Origin of the sequence: Streptomyces sp. 5-10 (genome assembly GCF_014712245.1) — a bacterium.
GTDB classification, from domain to species: Bacteria; Actinomycetota; Actinomycetes; order Streptomycetales; family Streptomycetaceae; genus Streptomyces; species Streptomyces violaceusniger.
On the sequence record NZ_JACVYG010000103.1, the window covers coordinates 1 to 14,388 of the forward strand.

14 protein-coding genes are annotated in these 14,388 nt (G+C 71.7%); 10 read left to right on the forward strand and 4 right to left on the reverse strand.

From position 1 onward, the window contains the following. Positions 1 to 23: 23 nt before the first annotated feature. Positions 24 to 908: an IS982 family transposase gene (locus IEJ02_RS46480; RefSeq protein ID WP_191070318.1), complete on the reverse strand. Its 885-nt coding sequence runs from the start codon at positions 906 to 908 to the stop codon at positions 24 to 26. A gap of 615 nt (positions 909 to 1,523) precedes the next feature. On the opposite strand from IEJ02_RS46480, the gene IEJ02_RS46485 reads away from it, so the two are divergent. From IEJ02_RS46485 to IEJ02_RS46495, 3 genes are read left to right on the forward strand one after another with little or no spacing between them, the layout of a single operon-like run. After that, the gene (locus tag IEJ02_RS46485; RefSeq protein ID WP_191070307.1) at positions 1,524 to 2,372 is read left to right on the forward strand and encodes a helix-turn-helix domain-containing protein; all 849 of its coding nucleotides are present in this window, start codon (positions 1,524 to 1,526) and stop codon (positions 2,370 to 2,372) included. After that, positions 2,351 to 2,551: a DUF397 domain-containing protein gene (locus IEJ02_RS46490; protein ID WP_191070308.1), complete on the forward strand. Its 201-nt coding sequence runs from the start codon at positions 2,351 to 2,353 to the stop codon at positions 2,549 to 2,551. The genes IEJ02_RS46485 and IEJ02_RS46490 overlap by 22 nt, the downstream gene beginning before the upstream one ends. 4 nt (positions 2,552 to 2,555) lie before the next feature. After that, positions 2,556 to 2,750: a DUF397 domain-containing protein gene (locus IEJ02_RS46495; RefSeq protein ID WP_191070309.1), complete on the forward strand. Its 195-nt coding sequence runs from the start codon at positions 2,556 to 2,558 to the stop codon at positions 2,748 to 2,750. Between the two features lie 29 nt (positions 2,751 to 2,779). Here IEJ02_RS46495 and IEJ02_RS46500 read toward each other — a convergent pair whose 3' ends face one another. Next, the gene (locus IEJ02_RS46500; RefSeq protein ID WP_191070310.1) at positions 2,780 to 3,076 is read right to left on the reverse strand and encodes a YciI family protein; all 297 of its coding nucleotides are present in this window, start codon (positions 3,074 to 3,076) and stop codon (positions 2,780 to 2,782) included. A gap of 30 nt (positions 3,077 to 3,106) precedes the next feature. On the opposite strand from IEJ02_RS46500, the gene IEJ02_RS46505 reads away from it, so the two are divergent. Next, the gene (locus tag IEJ02_RS46505; protein ID WP_191070319.1) at positions 3,107 to 3,829 is read left to right on the forward strand and encodes an endonuclease V; all 723 of its coding nucleotides are present in this window, start codon (positions 3,107 to 3,109) and stop codon (positions 3,827 to 3,829) included. A gap of 119 nt (positions 3,830 to 3,948) precedes the next feature. On the opposite strand, the gene IEJ02_RS46510 is transcribed toward IEJ02_RS46505, so the two are convergent. Continuing rightward, positions 3,949 to 4,440 carry a DUF1203 domain-containing protein gene (locus tag IEJ02_RS46510; RefSeq protein WP_191070311.1) on the reverse strand — a complete coding sequence of 164 codons (492 nt, stop codon included), beginning with the start codon at positions 4,438 to 4,440 and terminating at the stop codon, positions 3,949 to 3,951. 163 nt (positions 4,441 to 4,603) lie between these two features. Here IEJ02_RS46510 and IEJ02_RS46515 point away from each other — a divergent pair, with 163 nt between their 5' ends. The 5 genes from IEJ02_RS46515 (at position 4,604) to IEJ02_RS46535 (ending at position 12,025) form a co-directional block, all read left to right on the forward strand. Then, complete coding sequence (locus IEJ02_RS46515; protein WP_191070312.1) at positions 4,604 to 5,542, forward strand: dihydrodipicolinate synthase family protein; 939 nt, start codon at positions 4,604 to 4,606, stop codon at positions 5,540 to 5,542. Next, a complete protein-coding gene (locus IEJ02_RS46520; protein ID WP_191070313.1) occupies positions 5,539 to 6,996 on the forward strand; it encodes a sialate:H+ symport family MFS transporter in 1,458 nt (485 codons plus the stop codon). The genes IEJ02_RS46515 and IEJ02_RS46520 overlap by 4 nt, the downstream gene beginning before the upstream one ends. Positions 6,997 to 7,171: 175 nt before the next feature. After that, positions 7,172 to 8,317 (forward strand): CaiB/BaiF CoA transferase family protein, encoded by a 1,146-nt coding sequence (locus tag IEJ02_RS46525; protein WP_191070314.1) that lies wholly within the window; start codon positions 7,172 to 7,174, stop codon positions 8,315 to 8,317. Positions 8,318 to 8,388: 71 nt separating this feature from the next. Then, the gene (locus IEJ02_RS46530) at positions 8,389 to 9,603 is read left to right on the forward strand and encodes an acetyl-CoA C-acetyltransferase (protein WP_137980218.1); all 1,215 of its coding nucleotides are present in this window, start codon (positions 8,389 to 8,391) and stop codon (positions 9,601 to 9,603) included. Between the two features lie 196 nt (positions 9,604 to 9,799). Next, entirely contained in the window at positions 9,800 to 12,025 is a 2,226-nt protein-coding gene (locus IEJ02_RS46535; RefSeq protein ID WP_191070315.1) for a 3-hydroxyacyl-CoA dehydrogenase NAD-binding domain-containing protein, read from the forward strand. Between the two features lie 302 nt (positions 12,026 to 12,327). Here IEJ02_RS46535 and IEJ02_RS46540 read toward each other — a convergent pair whose 3' ends face one another. Further along, complete coding sequence (locus IEJ02_RS46540; RefSeq protein ID WP_191070316.1) at positions 12,328 to 13,266, reverse strand: LysR family transcriptional regulator; 939 nt, start codon at positions 13,264 to 13,266, stop codon at positions 12,328 to 12,330. A gap of 99 nt (positions 13,267 to 13,365) precedes the next feature. Between IEJ02_RS46540 and IEJ02_RS46545 the strand changes: the two genes are divergently transcribed. Beyond that, positions 13,366 to 14,259, forward strand: coding sequence for an alpha/beta hydrolase (locus IEJ02_RS46545; RefSeq protein WP_191070317.1), 894 nt, complete (start codon positions 13,366 to 13,368; stop codon positions 14,257 to 14,259). Positions 14,260 to 14,388: the final 129 nt, after the last annotated feature.

The window sequence follows — 14,388 nt, forward strand, 5'->3', positions numbered from 1 at the left end:
CTAGATGAATGAGTCCGATGTTCTCAGTGGTCGTAGGCGATCAGGGATCGCTTGATCTTGGCGCCGGTGGTCCAGTTGTGCCAGATGGCGGCTGCGAGGGCGAGGAGTCGTTGGCCGGTGCGGGCGAACACCCCAAGCAGGGTTCTGCCACCGTGTTGTTCCAGGCCGAGCTGACCCTTGAGCGTGTCGATGACGGCTTCGATCCACTGGCGGACGCGGGCGAGGCGGCCGTGCCGGACCGGCTCGTCCTTCCGGTCCGGCCGTACCAGATGGACACCCAGGCGCTCGGTCAGGAACGCCTCGAACTCCCGCCCGGCGAAGCCCTTGTCCGCAAGGATCACCTGACCGGCGCGGACGAGGTAGTGGTCGCGTTCCAGCAACGCGCACATCACTTCCCGCTCGCCGAGCTTGGGGTGGGCCAGGCACCAGGAGATCGGCATGCCCTCGGCGGTGGTCAGCAGGTAGAGCCGGAAGCCCCAGAAGAAGCGGGAGTGGCTGCGGCAGTAGCCGTATCCGGCGTGCCCGGCCAGGTCGGAGCGTTTGACCGTCTCGCGGGAGGCCGCACATGGCAGTGGGGTGGAGTCGATCAGCCGCAGGTCGTCGTGCCAGCTCGGCACCTGCCTGGCCAGTGCCTCGATCACGGTGCTGATCAACGGTCCGGCGGCGTTGAGCCGCTTGTTGTAGGCGGACTGCTGGGGCAGGTAGCGAAACAAGTGTCCGAGCCGGGCGTGGGCGAAGCGAATCCAGTGCCGTGCGGAAGGGAAGCCCAGCAGGACCTGGGCAACCGCCAGGCACAGTAGTTCGGCGTCCGTCAGTTTTGGAGGTCGCCCGATCCGGCGACGGGGAGCCACATGGTCGTCGATGAACACGTACAGTGCCGCCAGAAGGGCGTCCAGGCAAGGAGTCACAACCAAGCCAACGGGCGCCCTTCGCCATAGTCGCGGCCAGCACGAACATCGGACTCATTCATCTAGGCCCGCTAGGGGGTGCCCGCCGGGTCGCGACGCCTGCGGCGGGCAGTCCCCTCCACGCCCCTTCCCGAAACTGGGGCATCCGCCCCAGACCCCGTGCCGGGGCATCCGCCCCAGATCCCGTGCCGGGGTGTTCGCTCCGCGCCCCGTGTCGGGGCGTTCGCTCCAAGCCCGTGCCGGGGCATCGGCCCCAGACGCCGGGTCGGGGCGTTCGCTCCAGGCCCCTGGTCGGGGCTTCGCCCCTTCTCGCAGCAGCGATATGCGGCTCCGCCGCGAGGCGGGGCTCCGCCCCGGACTCCCGGGGTCCAGGGGCGGAGCCCTTGGTATCGGGAAGGGGCGGGGAGGGGAAAGCCTCGACGTGCGGCTCCCCGGCGTGGTCCGCCGAACNCTCGACGTGCGGCTCCCCGGCGTGGTCCGCCGAACACCCTGTTACGCGCTCGCGGTCGCCAGGGGCTCAATTACGGAACGTGTCAAGTGCGTTGCCCTCCGGAGCGTAAGCTCACAGCAAGCCAGCGGTTCTAGCAGGACAGCGGGACCAGGAGGGATGGACCCATGCCGTTCCAGCCACGCGAACTCTTCCCTGACCGCTCCGCACGCGACCTCTTCGGCGCGGAGATCCGCCGCCACCGCGAGAAGGCGGACATGTCGCTGCGGCGGCTGTCCGAGGTGCTGAACTACAGCAAGTCCCACCTCGCGCGGATCGAGGCGGCGGAGTCGCTGCCGTACGACGACCTACCAGCGAAGCTGGACGCGTGCTTCGGCACGGATGGGCTATTCGCGAGGCTGTACGCGCTGGCGAAGAACGAGCCGTTCCCGGGCAAGTATCGGCGAATGATCGAGTTGGAGAGCCAAGCGGTCATCATCGAGCAGTACGTGTGCGCACCGTTCCCCGGGCTTCTTCAGGCGCCCCAGCTCGCCGAACGCGGCCTGCGCTGTGGACGCCCCCACGCTCAGGACGCAGAAATCGAGGCCATGGTGAAGGCCCGCTTGGATCGTCAGGCGGTGCTGGATCGACCCAAACCGCCGCGCTGCTGGTTCATCCTCGACGAGGCCGTACTACGCCGTCCCGTTGGCGGACATGAGGTGATGGGCGCTCAGTTGGCGTCTCTCCTCAAGCGCGGGACACAGTCACACGTGACCATCCAAGTCCTGCCCTTCACCGCCGGTGACCACCCTGAGAGGGGCGGATCTCTGACGCTGTTCACTATTCCCGGCGAGCCGTTGGTGGCATACGACGAGGGCAGCCAATCCGGGGTGATCATTGAGGACCAAGAGGCTGTCGCACGACGCAGGGAGAACTACGATCTGCTCAGGGCCATGGCCCTCTCGCCTCTCGACTCGGAGGCGATGATCCGAGCCGTTATGAAGGACTGGACCCCATGCCAACCACCCCGGACCTGAGCTGTGCGGCCTGGCGTAAGAGCAGCTACAGCAACAACGACGGCGGCAACTGCGTGGAGGTCGCGGACAACCTCCCCGGTGTCATCCCCGTCCGCGACTCCAAGTGTCCCGATGGCCCCGCCCTCATATTCGCTGCCGGAGCATGGGCCACTTTCATTGCAAGCCTCAAGATGGGCTGAACTCATGCCAACCACCCCGGAGAGCACTGCCGCGTGGCGTAAGAGCAGCTACAGCAACAACAATGGCGGCAACTGCGTCGAGGTCGCCGACAACCTCCCGGGCCTCGTCCCTGTCCGCGATTCCAAGAACCCCGACGGCCCCGCCCTCGTGTTCCCCGCCGGATCGTGGGCCGCGTTCATAGCCTCCCTCACGGCATAAGCACACGAGCTTGCGGCCCCGTGCCGTCCTTACGGCCGCTGCTGGCGGTAATCGGCGAGCGCGGGGGCCGTACGGGTGGCCAGGAACTCGGTGATGGCGTACTCGCCGACGCCCGCTACGACGAACGGGTCGCTCGCCACCATCTCCTCGATCTTCGCCCGGTCGTCGCCGAGCGCCAGGATGACCCCGCCGTCACGGGGATTCTTGGGCCCTGAGGCGAGGAAGACGCCGTTCGCGAAGTGGTCGTCCACCCAGACGAGGTGCTCGGGGAGGGCGGCCTCGACGCGGTCGGCCGAGGCGGTGTACGTGATCTCCAGTACGAACATGACGAGCAGGCTAGTAACGTGAACCGCACGATGACCAGCGCCGTCGATCCACGATATGAACTGCCCCGCGACTGGCCCACGACCGAGGCCGAGGCCATCGCCGTCCAGGAGCGGACGCGGGCGTCCGTGGTCGTCGGCGGGGAGGTGCCCGAGCCGGGCACCGGGACCGGCGCGGTCGTCGGGGTGGACGTGGCGTACGACGACGAGCGCGACCTGGTCGCGGCCGCCGCCGTCGCCCTGGACGCGCGTAGCCTCGAGGGCGTCGCCGAGGCGACCGCGGTCGGCCGGGTCACCTTCCCGTACGTCCCCGGGCTGCTGGCGTTCCGTGAGATCCCGGCCGTTCTCCACGCGCTCGGCGACCTCGACCGGCGGCTCGGCCGCCGCCCCGACCTGGTGGTGTGCGACGGCTACGGCCTCGCCCACCCCCGGCGGTTCGGGCTGGCCAGCCACCTCGGCGTGCTCACCGGGCTGCCCACCATCGGCGTCGCCAAGAACCCCTTCGGCTTCCGCCACGCCGACCCGGGGCCGCGCCGCGGCGACTGGTCGCCCCTGCTCGACGGGGACGAGGAGGTCGGCCGGGCGCTGCGCACCCGCGACGCGGTGAAGCCGCTCTTCGTCTCCGTCGGCCATCGGGTGACCATCACGGACGCCTGCGCGTACACCCTGCACCTGGCCCGCGACTTCCGGCAGCCCGAGACGACACGGCGCGCGGACGCGCTGTGCCGCCGGGCCCTGAAAGCCGCCACGCTCTGAACGCGGTGTGGTGAGCCCGACGTCCGAACGTGGCGGCTGTGCACGCGGTACTCCGAGCGCGGCGCCGGGCGAACCCCTGTACCCCCCGGCGCCGCCTGCCCCCGGGGTGCCGGATCGCCTCAGACCCGCCGCGTCTCGGCCAGGAAGCAGCCGAACTCGACGGCCCGCACATGCACCGCCGCCACCCTCGGGTCCCCGTACAGCTCGGCCAGCCCCTCCTCGATCGTCGGCTCGCCGTCGTTCAGCAGCCGACCGCCGAGGATGTCGCCCGCGGCCGTGTACGCCCGCAGCACCCGCCGCCGGCCGCGGATGCCGTCCGCGATGCCCGGGCCGGTCCAGCCATCACACTCGTCAACGTGGATGAAGACCGGGCCGACCTCGTCGTACGGGCCGGGCGTGGCACCGGTCTCCCGCGCCCAGCGGCGCAGCGGGGCGTAGGAGACGAGTGCGATGGTCTCGTGCGGCCGGCTCCGGCCCAGGCAGCAGCGCATCGGGTTGCCGCCCTCCTCGCCCTCCCCCACCAGGCGCGGCGGGTTGCCCGCGTCATCGGTGATCCGCAGCTGCTTCAGCACCTCGGGTGCGATGGCCCGCACTTCATAGTTCTCATCCATGCGCTCAAGACTGGCCCGTGGGTTCGCGGGGCGCTGGCGGGATTCGGACGAGGCGCTGCGACGGGAAGGTACTTGACAGGGCGGTGGCGCTCCGTCAGATTCGGGCCCAAAGATAGGACATCCCACGTCCGTATTGTCCTGCTATTCAGAAGGCTGGGTGTCGATGACTCTTCCGGCTCCCCTCACCGGTGTCGTTCCGCCCCTGTGCACCCCGTTCACGCCCACGGGCGAGGTCGACACGCGTTCCCTCGCCGCGCTCGCCGAGCGGCTGATCGACGCGGGGGTGAGCGCGCTGTTCGCGCTCGGCTCCAGCGGCGAGGCCGCCTATCTGAGCGACCGCGACCGCCGTGTCGCCCTTACGGCGGTCATCGAGGCGGCGGACGGCCGGGTTCCCGTGCTCGCGGGGGCGATCGACATGACGACCGCGCGGGTGCTCGATCACGCCCGTACGGCGGCGGCGCTCGGCGCGGACGGCATCGTGGCCACCGCGCCCTTCTACACCCGCACCCACCCCCTGGAGATCGCCGACCACTTCCGGCGGCTGCGCGCTGGGGTGGACAGGCCGCTGTTCGCGTATGACATCCCGGTCTCCGTCCACTCCAAGCTGACGCCCTCGATCCTGCTGCCGCTGGCCGCCGACGCCACGCTGGCCGGGGTCAAGGACAGCAGCGGGGACGACGGGGCGCTGCGGCGGCTGCTGGTCGAGGTCCGCCGGCGCGGCCTCGCCGACACCTTCACCGTGCTCACGGGTTCCGAACTGGCGGTGGACGGCGCCCTGCTGGCGGGCGCCCATGGAGTCGTCCCGGGGCTGGCCAACGTCGATCCGGCCGGGTTCGTCCGGCTGTACGAGCACGCGCGCGCGGGGCGCTGGGAGCGGGCGGCCGCCGAACAGGACCGGCTGGCCGCGCTCTTCGCCATCACCGACGCCGGGGATCCCACCCTCATGGGCGGCAGTTCGTCGGGCCTGGGCGGCTTCAAGGCCGCGCTGCGGCTGCTGGACGTGATCGAGTGCGCGGACACCGCCGCGCCCCAGGTGCCGCTGGGCGAGGCGGCCGTCAAGACCGTACGTCAACTCCTGGAGGAGGGAGGGCTGTTGCCGTGACCGAAGCCGCCAGGGTGCCCTGGTACCGCGAGGTCTCACCCGGTCAGTGGAAGTCCCTGTTCGCCGCCTGGATCGGCTATCTGCTCGACGGTTTCGACTTCGTGCTGATCACGCTCGTCCTGACCGAGATAGCCGACGAGTTCAACCTGAGCACGGCGTCGGCGGCGAGCCTGGTCTCGGGCGCCTTCATCACCCGCTGGCTCGGCGGGGCGGTGCTGGGCGCGCTGGGCGACCGCTACGGGCGCAAGGCCGCCATGATCGTCAGCATTCTGCTCTACTCGCTCGCCACCTTCGCCTGCGGGTTCGCCTGGAACTACCTCAGCCTGTTCACGGCCCGGCTCGTGATTGGCATGGGCATGGCTGGCGAGTACAGCGCGAGCGCCACCTACGTCCTGGAGAGCTGGCCCGCGCGGCTGCGCAACCGCGCCTCCGGCTTCCTCATCTCGGGCTACTCGGGCGGCACCATCATCGCCTCCGAGCTCTACAAGTGGGTGGTGCCCCACTGGGGCTGGCGCTGGATGTTCTGGATCGGCGTGCTGCCGGTGCTGGTCGCCCTGTGGGTGCGGCGCGCGCTCCCGGAGGCCGGGGACTGGCACGAGGAGGTGGCGGCGGCACGGGCGCGGTCGAACCCCTTCCGGCCGCTGTTCGCCGGACGCGCCCGCGCGAGCGTCAACACGGCGCTGACCGTGGCCGCGAGCGTCGCGCTGTTCCTGGTCTTCACCCCGGCGGGCGCGGGCTGGCGCTGGCCGCTGTCGATCCTGGCGGCCGGGTGCCTGTTCGCCTTCGCGGCCCAGCTCGGCGGACGGCGCCGCTGGCCGCTGTACACGTCCCTGATGTGCACGGTCTTCTGCGCGTTCCTCTACAGCTGGCCGATCCAGGCGCTGCTGCCCACCTATCTGAAGGAGCAGCTCGACTACACCCCCTCCGAGGTCACCGATGTGATGTTCTACGCCGGGTTCGGGACCATGTCCGGCTGCTGGCTGGCGGGCTTCGTGGGCGACTGGCTCGGCACCCGGCGCGCCTACGCCGTGACCCTGCTCGCCTCGCTGGCCTTCGTCTTCCCGGTGTTCGCGGTGCAGGACTCGCTGGTCGGGCTCGGGGTGCTGCTGTTCTTCCTGCTCGCGCTGAGCCAGGGGATCTCCGGCATCCTGCCGAAGTACATCGCGGGTCACTTCCCGACCGGGAGCCGGGCGGCCTCGCTCGGCTTCGTCTACAACACCGGGGCGCTCGGCGGCGCGGTGGCGCCGGTGCTCGGCGCCCATCTGGCCGAGGGCATGTCCCTCGGCCGGGCGCTGGCGGTGCTGACCTTCGGGCTGACGCTGGTGGTGATCGTGCTGGTCGGCGCCGATGTGCCGCGCCGGCTGGGCCGGCTGACCGATCCGGAGGGCGAGGAGGACCATCTCGTGCCCGGACAGCCGCTGTCGATGGCGGGGCCCGACCTGAAGAAAACCTGATCCGAAAAGCCCGGTCGGCGCCACACCCGGCCCGCCGCGCGCCCGCACGGCCGAACCCCCTTTCCGCTCACGGGATTTGGTTATCCACAGACCCAGGAGAGGGCTTGTGGAATGCGGGACGCGTTCTTAGCATCGGCGGTGTTACAGCGGTGGTGTCACACGATTGGGGGACGGGATGACGGTGGCGGAGGAAGGGGCGGCGAGCGGCCCGCTGGCCGGGGTGCGGGTGGTGGAGCTGGCCGGGATCGGGCCGGGCCCGTTCGCCGCCATGGTCCTCGCCGACCTCGGGGCCGATGTCGTGCGGGTCGACCGCCCCGGAGGCGCCGGAGGCCTGCGGATCGACCCGGACTACGACCTCGCCAACCGCAACAAGCGCTCGGTGCTGATCGACCTGAAGGCCGACGGGGGCACGGCCGTCGTGCTCGACCTCGTCGAGCGCGCCGACATCCTCATCGAGGGCTACCGCCCGGGGGTCGCCGAGAAGCTGGGCCTGGGCCCGGACGACTGCCTGGCCCGTAACCCCCGGCTGGTCTACGGCCGGATGACCGGCTGGGGGCAGGAGGGCCCGCTCGCCCGGACCGCCGGCCATGACATCGGCTATATCGCCGTCACCGGCGCCCTCAGCATGATCGGCGCCGCCGACGGCCCGCCCATCGCCCCCGTCAACCTGCTGGGGGACTACGCGGGGGGCTCGCTCTATCTCGTCATCGGTCTCCTGGCCGCCCTGCACCACGCCCGCGCGGGCGGTCCCGGCCAGGTCGTGGACGCCGCGATCGTCGACGGCACCGCCCATCTGACCGCCGTCACCCACGGCATGATGGCCGCCGGCGGCTGGCGGGACCAGCGCGGCACCAACCTCCTCGACGGCGGCTGCCCCTTCTACGGCACCTATGAGACCGCCGATGGCGGCTATATGGCGGTCGGGCCCCTGGAGCGCAAGTTCTACACGGAGTTCATCGAGCTGCTGGGGATCGCCGACCGGGCCCCGGCCCGCGATGACTTCGACAGCTGGGCCGCGCTGCGCACCGCCATCGCCGACCGCTTCAAGGAGCGCTCCCGCGAGGAGTGGACCGCCGTCTTCGGCACCTCGGACGCCTGCGTCGCCCCCGTCCTGTCGCTGCGGGAGGCCCCGTCCCATCCGCAGCTCGCCGCCCGCTCCACCTTCCTCGACCACGGCGGGATCACCCAGCCCGCGCCCGCCCCGCGCTTCTCCGCCACCCCGGGCGCGGTGCGCCGCACACCCGCCCGGCCCGGGGCGGACACCGACGAGGTGGCCCGCGACTGGGGAGTCACCTCGCTCATCGAGGGAAACCCGTCGTGAGCCCCATGTCTCCGCTTCCCGCCGGACCCCTGAGCCGTCCCCGCCCAACCCTCCCCTGAAAGGCCGCTGACGTGAGCACCGAAGCGTATGTGTACGACGCCATCCGCACCCCGCGCGGGCGCGGGAAGGCCGACGGTGCCCTGCACGGCACCAAACCCGTCGACCTGGTGGTGGGCCTCATCCATGAGCTGCGGCGGCGGTTCCCCGAGCTGGATCCGGCGGCGATCGACGACGTGGTCCTCGGCGTCGTCAGCCCCCTCGGCGACCAGGGCTCCGACATCGCCAAGATCGCGGCCATCGCGGCCGGGCTCCCGGACACGGTCGCGGGCGTCCAGGAGAACCGCTTCTGTGCCTCGGGCCTGGAGGCCGTCAACCTGGCGGCGGCCAAGGTCCGTTCCGGCTGGGAGGACCTGGTGCTCGCGGGCGGGGTCGAGTCGATGTCCCGCGTGAAGATGGGCTCCGACGGCGGCGCCTGGTTCGCGGACCCGATGACCAACTACGAGACCGGTTTCGTCCCGCAGGGCATCGGGGCCGACCTCATCGCCACCATCGGCGGCTACAGCCGCCATGACGTGGACAGCTACGCCGCACTCTCCCAGGAGCGGGCCGCCCGCGCCTGGAAGGAGGGGTACTTCGACCGCTCCGTGGTCCCGGTCCGCGACCGCAGCGGGCTGACCGTCCTCGACCGGGACGAGCACATCCGCCCCGGCACCACCCCCGAGACCCTGGCGGGCCTGAAGCCCTCGTTCGCCGCCATCGGCGAGGCGGGTGGCTTCGACGCGGTGGCGCTGCAGAGGTACCACTGGATCGAGGCGATCGACCACGTCCACCACGCGGGCAACTCCTCGGGCATGGTGGACGGCGCCGCCCTGGTGGCCATCGGCAACCGTGAGGTCGGCGAGCGCTTCGGGCTGACGCCGCGCGCCCGCATCGTCTCCGCCGCCGTCTCCGGCGCCGACCCCACGATCATGCTCACCGGCCCGGCCCCCGCCACCCGTAAGGCGCTCACCAAGGCCGGGCTGACCATCGAGGACATCGATCTGGTCGAGATCAACGAGGCGTTCGCGGCGGTGGTGCTGCGCTTCGTGGACGACATGGGGCTGAGCCTGGACAAGGTCAACGTCAACGGCGGCGCGATCGCCATGGGCCATCCGCTGGGCGCCACCGGCGCGATGATCCTCGGCACGGTGATCGACGAGCTGGAGCGGCGCGGCGGGCGGTTCGGGCTGGTGACGCTGTGCGTGGGAGGCGGGATGGGTATCGCGACGGTGGTCGAACGGCTCTAAGGGGTGTCCGACGGATCCTGACGCCTGCGGCGGGCCACGCGGCGGAGCCGCATATCGGCACTGCGGGAAGGGGCAGGGAGGGGAAAGATCCGCCGGACACCGCGTAGAGCCCAGTCGCTCTCAAGACGCCGCCGTTCCCCTTCCTTCCCGCCCCGCGCCCCTTCGCCTCTTCGCCCCTTCGCCCTGGAGACCTCAGATGACCCACCCCACCACCGCCGAGACCATCCGCTGGGAGCAGGACGACGAGGGCGTCGTCACCCTGGTGCTCGACGACCCCGGCCAGTCCGCCAACACCATGAACGCCGCGTTCATCGACTCCCTCGACACCATCGCCGACCGCGTCGAGGCCGAGCGGGACGCCATTCGCGGCATCATCGTCACCTCCGCCAAGAAGACATTCTTCGCCGGTGGCGACCTCAACGACCTCCTCCAGGTCGGGCCCGGCCAGGCCCAGGAGGTCTACGAGAAGAACCTCCGCGTCAAGCGCGCGCTGCGCCGGATCGAGACCCTCGGCAAGCCCGTGGTGGCCGCGATCAACGGCGCGGCGCTCGGCGGCGGGCTGGAGATCGCGCTCGCCTGCCACCACCGCATCGCCCTCGACGCCCCCGGGGCCCGCATCGGCTTCCCCGAGGTCACCCTGGGCCTGCTTCCCGGCAGCGGGGGCGTCGCCCGTACCGTACGGCTGCTCGGCGTCACCGACGCGCTGCTCAAGTGGCTGCTCCAGGGCACGCGATACAGCCCCGTGCGCGCCCGGGAGGCGGGGCTGGTGCATGACGTCGTGACCACCCGCGAGGAGCTGCTGACCCGGGCGCGCGCCTTCATCGCCGCCCACTCCGAGTCGGCCCAGCCGTGGGACGACAAGGACTACCGGATCCCGGGCGGCACCCCGGCGCAGCCGAAGTTCGCCGTCAACCTGCCCGCCTTCCCCGCCAATCTGCGGAAGCAGCTGAACGGCGCGCCCTACCCGGCGCAGCGCAATATCCTGGCCGCCGCAGTCGAGGGGTCCCAGGTGGACTTCGAGACCGCGCAGATCATCGAGGCCCGGTACTTCACCGAGCTGGTCGTCGGCCAGACCGCCAAGAACATGATTCAGGCGTTCTTCTTCGATCTTCAGGCGGTCAACTCCGGTGCCAACCGGCCGCGGGGGATCGAGCCCAGCCAGGTCCGCAAGGTCGCGGTGCTGGGCGCCGGGATGATGGGCGCGGGCATCGCGTTCGCGTGCGCCAAGGCGGGCATCGAGGTCGTCCTCAAGGATGTGTCCGTGGAGGCCGCCGCCAAGGGCAAGGCATACTCGGAAGGGCTGCTGGCCAAGGCGCTCGCCAAGGGCCGGACCACCGAGTCCAAGCGGGACCAGCTGCTGGCCCGGATCGCCCCGACCGCCGATCCGCGCGACCTCGAGGGCTGTGACGCGGTCATCGAGGCGGTCTTCGAGGACCCGGCGCTCAAGCACAAGGTGTTCCAGGAGATCGAGGGCGTCGTCGCCCCGGACGCCCTGCTGTGCTCCAACACCTCCACCCTCCCCATCACCCTGCTGGCGGAGGGGGTGCAGCGCGCCGACGACTTCATCGGGCTGCACTTCTTCTCGCCCGTCGACAAGATGCCGCTGGTCGAGATCATCAAGGGCGAGCGCACCGGCGACAAGGCGCTGGCCCGCGCCTTCGACCTGGTGCGGCAGATCAGCAAGACCCCGATCGTGGTCAATGACTCCCGCGGCTTCTTCACCTCTCGCGTCATCGGCCACTTCCTCAACGAGGGCGTGGCGATGGTGGGGGAGGGCATCGACCCGGCCTCCGTGGAGCAGGCCGCGGCCCAGGCCGGATACCCGGCCAAGGTGCTCTCCCTGATGGACGAGCTGACCCTCACCCTCCCGCGCAAGATCCGCGAGGAGACGCGCCGGGCCACCGAGGAGGCGGGCGGCGAGTGGCGGCCGCATCCGGCCGACGCGGTCATCGACCGCATGGTGGAGGAGTTCGGGCGCCCCGGCCGCAGCGGCGGCGCGGGCTTCTACGACTACGACGCGACGACCGGCAAGCGCACCGGGTTGTGGCCGGGGCTGCGCGAGCACTTCGCACCGGGCGGGTCCGGCGGCTCCGGCGGCTCCGGAGACGTTGTGCGCGAGGGCACCCGCATCCCCTTCGAGGACATGAAGGAGCGGATGCTCTTCTGCGAGGCCATCGACACGGTCCGGCTGCTGGAGGAGGGGGTGCTGACCTCCGTCGCCGACGCCAACATCGGCTCCATCCTCGGCATCGGCTTCCCCGGCTGGACGGGCGGGGTGCTGCAGTACATCAACGGATACGAGGGCGGCGTGGCCGGTTTCGTGGCCCGTGCGCGGCAGCTGGAGGCGGCGTACGGGGAGCGGTTCGCCCCGCCCGCGCTGCTGGTGGAGAAGGCGGAGCGAGGGGAGCGCTTCACGGACTGACGACTAGCGGCGGACCCTGGCGCCTGCGGCGGGCCGCTCCCGGCTTCGCCCCTTCCCGCTGCATCGATATGCGGCTTCGCCGCATGGCAGGGGCTCCGCCCCGGGACCCCGGGGTCTGGGGGCGAAGCCCAGTTTTCCAGCCCCTCCGGGGGGGGCACCTCCCAGCGGAAGCTGGGGGAGTTTGAGGAGCGGGGCCGGGGGCGGAGCCCCGGCGGGGGTGCGAGGGGGCGCAGCCCATCCGTTTCGGGAAGGGGCGGGGAGGGGAGCAGCCCGCCGCAGGCGCCAGCCGGTCCGGCCGCCCGTCAGCGCGCGCCCAGACGACGTTCCAGCCGCTCAGCCACCCCCGGGCACCGCTCCCTCGTGATGTCCAGGAAGGCCGCCAGCACGGGGGAGCGGTCGTGGGCGCGGAACGACATCACCAGCTCCGGCAGCTCCACCCGCGGACTCACCTTGCACACCCGGACGTCCGGCCGCGCCGCCACCCGCAGACACGCCGGGCCGAGCCCCACCCCGACCCCGCACGAGGCCAGCCCGATGATGGTGTGCGCGTCCCATGCCTCCGTGACCCCACCGGCCCGCGCGGGCACGCCCGCGCCCTCGCCCAGCAGCCCGGCCAGCCAGACGGCGACCGCCGGTTCCTCCTCCGCGGGCGCGACGATCAGATGCTGCCCCTTGAGCTGTTCGAGGCTGACCTTGGGTTGCCCGGCGAAGGGGTGGGCGGCGCCGACGACCGCCACCAGCTGGTCCCGGCCGACCGTGACCGACACCAGATCCTCGGCACCGGCGCCCCGGGGCGCCCCGCGCCCGATCGCGAGGTCCAGCTCACCCGCGAGCAGCGCCGCCGTGGACCGGCGGGTGGACATCTCCTGGAGCCCCAGCCGCACCTCGGGGCGGTCGCGGATGAACGTGCCCAGCACGGACGGCAGAAGCTCCAACAGTGCCGAGCCGATGAAGCCGAGCCGCAGCTGCCCCGTCTCACCCCGGGCGGCCCGGCCCGCGTCCGACACGGCGGCCGACATCTCGGCCAGCGCCCGGCGCGCCCTGGCCAGGAACGCCTCGCCCGCGGCGGTCGGGAACACCCCGCGCGCCGTACGGTCGAAGAGCCGCGCGCCCACCTCCCGCTCCAGCGCCGCGATCTGCTGGGACAGCGGGGGCTGGGCGATTCCGAGGGCGGCCGCCGCCCGTCCGAAGTGCTGATGTTCGGCCAGCGCCACGGCGTAGCGCAGATGACGTGACTCCATGGGGCGGAGGATAGCCGAGGCGATATTCAGGAGATATCGGCGGCGGGGTTGTCAGATATGGCGGTGGATAATGCCTCGCCGTGGCGGTGGACTGTCCCCATGAGCGCCACGAGCCCCCGAACCCCTCTCACCGATTCCCACCCCGGCCCGGTTCCGTCCGGCACCGTGTTCGTGCTGGTCCACGGCGCCTGGCACGCCTCCTGGCAGTGGGCGTCCACCCAGCGCGCCCTGGCCCGGCTCGGCGCGGCGAGCCTCGCCGTCGATCTGCCGGGGCATGGCTTCGAGGCACCGCTGCCCTCGGGCCTCCACCTCCCCGGCCAGCCGGATCTGGCGACCGAGAAGTCGGCGCTGGCCGGGGTCACCCTGGAGGAGTGCGCGGAGGCCGTCGTCGCCGCGCTGCGATCGGTCCGCCGGTATCCGAAGGTCGCCCTGGTCTCGCACAGCGCCGGTGGCGCCCCCGCGTCCCTGGTCGCGGAGCGGGCGCCCGAACTCGTCGACGAGCTGATCCATCTGTCGTCCTTCGTCCCGGCCGGGCGCCCGCGCTTCGCCGAGTACCTGACGTCCCCCGAGCAGACCGCGACCGTGCGCGGGCAGGGGCTGATGCTGGGCGACCCGGAGGCCATCGGCGCGTTCCGGATCAATCCGTACTCCGCCGACCCGGCGTATGTGGAGGAGCTGCGGCTGGCCTTCTACCACGACGTCCCCGCCGAGTCCTTCGCCCGCTGGTACCACGCCCTGAGCCCCGATCTGCCCTTCGCGGTGCCGACCACCCCGATCACCCTGACGCCGGAGCGGTGGGGCCGGATCCCGCGTACGTTCATCCGGTGCGCCGAGGACTGGGCGTGCACCCCCGCGTTGCAGGACCTGATGATCGCGGAGGCCGACGCCGCCATGCCGGACCGGCCCTTCACCGTGCGGCCGCTGCCGGGCAGCCACTCGCCGTTCGCCGCCCGCCCCGAGGAGCTCGCCGCCGCGCTCATGGGCGGAAGCTGACCCACTGACCGGCGGCCGACAGCAACTGACCGGGGGTCGGCAACCACTCACCGGCGGCCGCTGACCAGTTCATCAGCGGCCGCCGATCAGCCGGTTCCCCCCGGGGCGGCCGCCGTGCCGCCCCGGCCC